At 67.9% G+C, this 3,604-nt stretch carries 4 protein-coding genes; 2 read left to right on the plus strand and 2 right to left on the minus strand.

Annotation, left to right across the window (positions count from 1 at the left end; all coding sequences use genetic code 11):
* Positions 1 to 168 precede the first annotated feature (168 nt).
* A complete protein-coding gene (locus G5C60_RS49940) occupies positions 169 to 468 on the minus strand; it encodes a DUF3303 family protein (RefSeq protein ID WP_165270839.1) in 300 nt (99 codons plus the stop codon).
* Positions 469 to 639: 171 nt separating this feature from the next.
* Here G5C60_RS49940 and G5C60_RS49945 point away from each other — a divergent pair, with 171 nt between their 5' ends.
* Positions 640 to 1,245: a Uma2 family endonuclease gene (locus tag G5C60_RS49945; protein WP_165270841.1), complete on the plus strand. Its 606-nt coding sequence runs from the start codon at positions 640 to 642 to the stop codon at positions 1,243 to 1,245.
* A 51-nt stretch (positions 1,246 to 1,296) separates the two neighbouring features.
* On the opposite strand, the gene G5C60_RS49950 is transcribed toward G5C60_RS49945, so the two are convergent.
* Positions 1,297 to 2,580: an adenylosuccinate synthase gene (locus G5C60_RS49950; RefSeq protein WP_165270843.1), complete on the minus strand. Its 1,284-nt coding sequence runs from the start codon at positions 2,578 to 2,580 to the stop codon at positions 1,297 to 1,299.
* 187 nt (positions 2,581 to 2,767) lie between these two features.
* Here G5C60_RS49950 and G5C60_RS49955 point away from each other — a divergent pair.
* Positions 2,768 to 3,604: diacylglycerol kinase family protein (locus tag G5C60_RS49955; protein ID WP_165270845.1), on the plus strand; the 837-nt coding region annotated here is incomplete at its 3' end.

Raw genomic sequence — 3,604 nt, forward strand, 5'->3', positions numbered from 1 at the left:
CCCCATGGCCCCCACGGCCCTGGAGGAACCGGCCGCCCCCGCTCCCTTCGACTCGAGCCCCTTCGCGCGGGAGCGGCACGTCTGGCTGGGCCTGCACGCGGCGGCGACGCGCAGCCTCGCACAGGGCTCGATGATCATATTCAGCTGACGGGGCTCGGGGCCGACCGGTTACCCAGCGGCAGACAATCCCGACAGTCCCTTCTGCAGATCGTCGAGGTTCATGACCGGGGAAACCTCGATCCTGGCGCCGAGCTGGAGGAAGAAGGGCTCGGCGAGAACCGGCAGTTCCGAGCTGTCCTGCATGTCGAAGACGAACACGCAGGAACGCTGCCCTTCGTTGGGCATGAAGTAGGCGGCTTCCGGCTTGATCTTGTCCATGACCCCCTTGATCACATCCGGCAGCCGACCGGCCTTGATGGCCTCGCTCGACTTCTCGGTGTCCAGAGTGGCCCTGAGCATGACGCGCATCGCATACACCTTTCACGGTACGGGGATTCGAGCTAGGCAACTACACCCCTTTTGTCCAGTATGTGACGCGAGTGATGGCGGGGCATGCGGAACAGCTTCTCGCCCGGCGAGGCCCGTGTCCGACCGGATACGCTGAGTAGCGAATGGCCTGCCTCGCAAGAAAGGCGCATCATGACGGTGATGCTGGAACGACCGACGATAGATGGCACCAAGCCCCACAGCTTCGAGGGCATGCTGGACGCCCTCGACGAGCTGAACGTGCCGGACGGCTACAGCGCCGAGATCATCAGGGGGAACATCGTCGTGTCGCCGTGGTCGAAGGGGCACTACCTCGACGTCATGGATCTGATCTGCGATCAGCTGCGTCCACACCTGCCCGACGGGCATCGGATCAGCTCGTCGCCTGCTCTGTACGTGTTCCCCGGAGCCGAGCGCGCGTACGGCCCTGACATTCATGTGGCTCACCGGAAGGTCCGCCGGACCGACAGCAACAAACTGGACGGGGAGGCCCTCTCCTTGGTCGCCGAACTGACCTCGCCTTCCACCCGAGATGACGACCTGACCGACAAGGTCGAGACCTACGGGAAGGCAGGCGTCCCCGTCTACCTGATCCTTGACATGCAGGAGGAGCAGGCCACAGTCCTGTGGGCGCCGTCCGCCAAGGGGTACGAGGGCCGCTTCACCAAGGACTTCGGCGAGAAGATCCACATCCCCGCCCCGTTCGACTGCACACTCGACACGGACTTCGAGGCTCTGCTGGAGGCACAGGAGAGCTGACCCGTGACCGCGTGAGGGGCGCCCGGTCGGGCGCCCCTCACGCGTGCCCGACTAGATGAACGAGTTGATCTCGATCGTCTCGTCCCGCCCCGGCCCCACACCGATCGCCGAGATCGGCGCCCCCGACATCTCCTCCAGCGCCTTGACGTAGTCCTGCGCGTTCTTCGGGAGGTCCGCGAAGGTCTTGGCCTTGCTGATGTCCTCGGACCAGCCGGGAAGCATCTCGTAGACCGGCTTCGCGTGGTGGAAGTCGGTCTGGGAGTAGGGGAGTTCCTCGACGCGCTTGCCGTCGATCTCGTACGCCACGCAGACCGGGATCTGCTCCCAGCCCGTCAGGACGTCGAGCTTGGTGAGGAAGAAGTCGGTCAGGCCGTTGACGCGGGTCGCGTAGCGGGCGATGACCGCGTCGAACCAGCCGCAGCGGCGGTCGCGGCCCGTCGTGACGCCGCGCTCGCCGCCGATACGGCGCAGGGCATCGCCGTCGTCGTCGAAGAGCTCGGTCGGGAAGGGCCCCGAGCCGACCCGGGTGGTGTAGGCCTTCAGGATGCCGATCACGCGGCTGATCCTGGTCGGGCCGACGCCCGCGCCGGTGCAGGCGCCGCCCGCGGTCGGGTTCGACGACGTCACGAAGGGATACGTGCCGTGGTCGATGTCGAGGAGCGTGCCCTGGCCGCCCTCGAAGAGGACCACCTTGTCGTCGTCGAGCGCCTTGTTGAGGACGAGGACGGTGTCGGCGACGTACCGCTCGATCTGCGCCGCGTAGCCCAGCAGCTCCTCGACCACCTGGTCGATGGCGATCGCGCGGCGGTTGTAGAGCTTGGTCAGGATCTGGTTCTTGACGTCGAGGGCCGCCTCGACCTTCTGGGTCAGGATCGACTCGTCGTACAGGTCCTGGACGCGGATACCGACACGGTTGATCTTGTCCGCGTACGTCGGCCCGATGCCGCGGCCGGTAGTGCCGATCTTCCTCTTCCCGAGGAAGCGTTCCGTCACCTTGTCGACGGTGACGTTGTACGGCGTGATGATGTGAGCGTTTCCGCTGATCAGCAGCTTGGACGTGTCGACGCCACGCTCGTTCAGACCGCTCAGCTCGGAGAGCAGGACCGACGGGTCGACGACGACACCGTTTCCGATGACCGGCGTGCATTCAGGCGAGAGGATTCCGGAAGGGAGGAGGTGCAGGGCGTACTTCTGATCGCCCACGACCACCGTATGGCCGGCGTTGTTGCCGCCCTGGTAGCGCACCACGTAGTCCACGGATCCACCGAGCAGGTCGGTGGCCTTTCCCTTGCCTTCGTCACCCCACTGAGCACCGAGCAGCACAAGTGCGGGCACAGGCGTACACCCCTTCCGGGCGGGGCATGTCCAAGGTCAGGGGCGTACGTGGCACAGCGTGTGCCTCGTACACCGGCGACCTTCGTTGGCCGCGACCCGTCGGACCGGATGCCCCGGAATAGACGAAGCCCCTGGCGCAATAGCGCAAGGGGCTCTTGCACAAAGATGCTACCCGAGGAAGCGAGGCATGACCGAGGTGGCGGCTTCCGACCAGCTCCTGGTGGTCATCGACCCGGTCGCCCGTCGCAATGACGGTGAGTCGGTACGGATCGCGAAAGACGTGCTCAGCGCGGGTGCGACCGTGAAACTGTGCCTCCCCGACGGGCCCGAGGAATTCGCCCGGGCACTGGCCCGGCGCGGGTCCCGGCGGCCGGTCGTCGTGGGGGACGACCGGGCGTTACTGCGGGCGGTGTCCCTTTTGCACCGGCAGCGGGAGTTGGCTGGATGTGCGCTGTCGGTGGTGCCGGTGGGGAGTGCGTTGTCGCTCGCGTGGTCGCTGGGGGTGCCCACCGGGGCCGTCGCCGCCGCGCGGGCCGTGCTCGACGGGGTCGAGCGGCGGCTCGACATGCTGGTGGACGACAGTGACGGGGTCGTGCTGGGGGATCTGCGGATTCCGCCGGTGACGGGTCATCCGGGCGCCGCCCCGGTGTCTGCCGAGGAGTCGTCCTCGCGTCCCTGGCTGCGGACGTGCCAGTCGCTCGTACGGACGCTGGCGGCGCGGCCCGCGCGGGTGGCGTCGCCGCCCGGGCCGTCCCGGCTGCGGGTCGAGGTCGACGGCGTCACCCTCGTCGACCTCGACCAGCCGGTGGAGGCCGTGTCGGTCACGCCCGGCGGTTCCGGTGCGCGGGTCGAGGTCCGGCCTGCCTCGGTGGGGGCGGAGGCCGCGCCGCTGGAGGCTGTCGCGCGGAGCATCACCGTGTCGGGGGCGCATTTCCGGTACCGCGCGGACGCGGTGGTCAGCGGGCCGGTGCGGACTCGGACCTGGACGGTCCGGGAGGGGGCGTGGGGGCTCACGTTGCCGGGG

Source organism: Streptomyces scabichelini (assembly GCF_011045015.1).
GTDB lineage: Bacteria > Actinomycetota > Actinomycetes > Streptomycetales > Streptomycetaceae > Streptomyces > Streptomyces scabichelini.

What these genes read in the sequence shown, in the direction of transcription:
- G5C60_RS49945 (WP_165270841.1), top strand. Translation starts at nt 640, where the DNA reads ATGACGGTGATGCTGGAACGACCGACGATAGATGGCACCAAGCCCCAC.
- G5C60_RS49940 (WP_165270839.1), bottom strand. Translation starts at nt 468, where the DNA reads ATGCGCGTCATGCTCAGGGCCACTCTGGACACCGAGAAGTCGAGCGAG.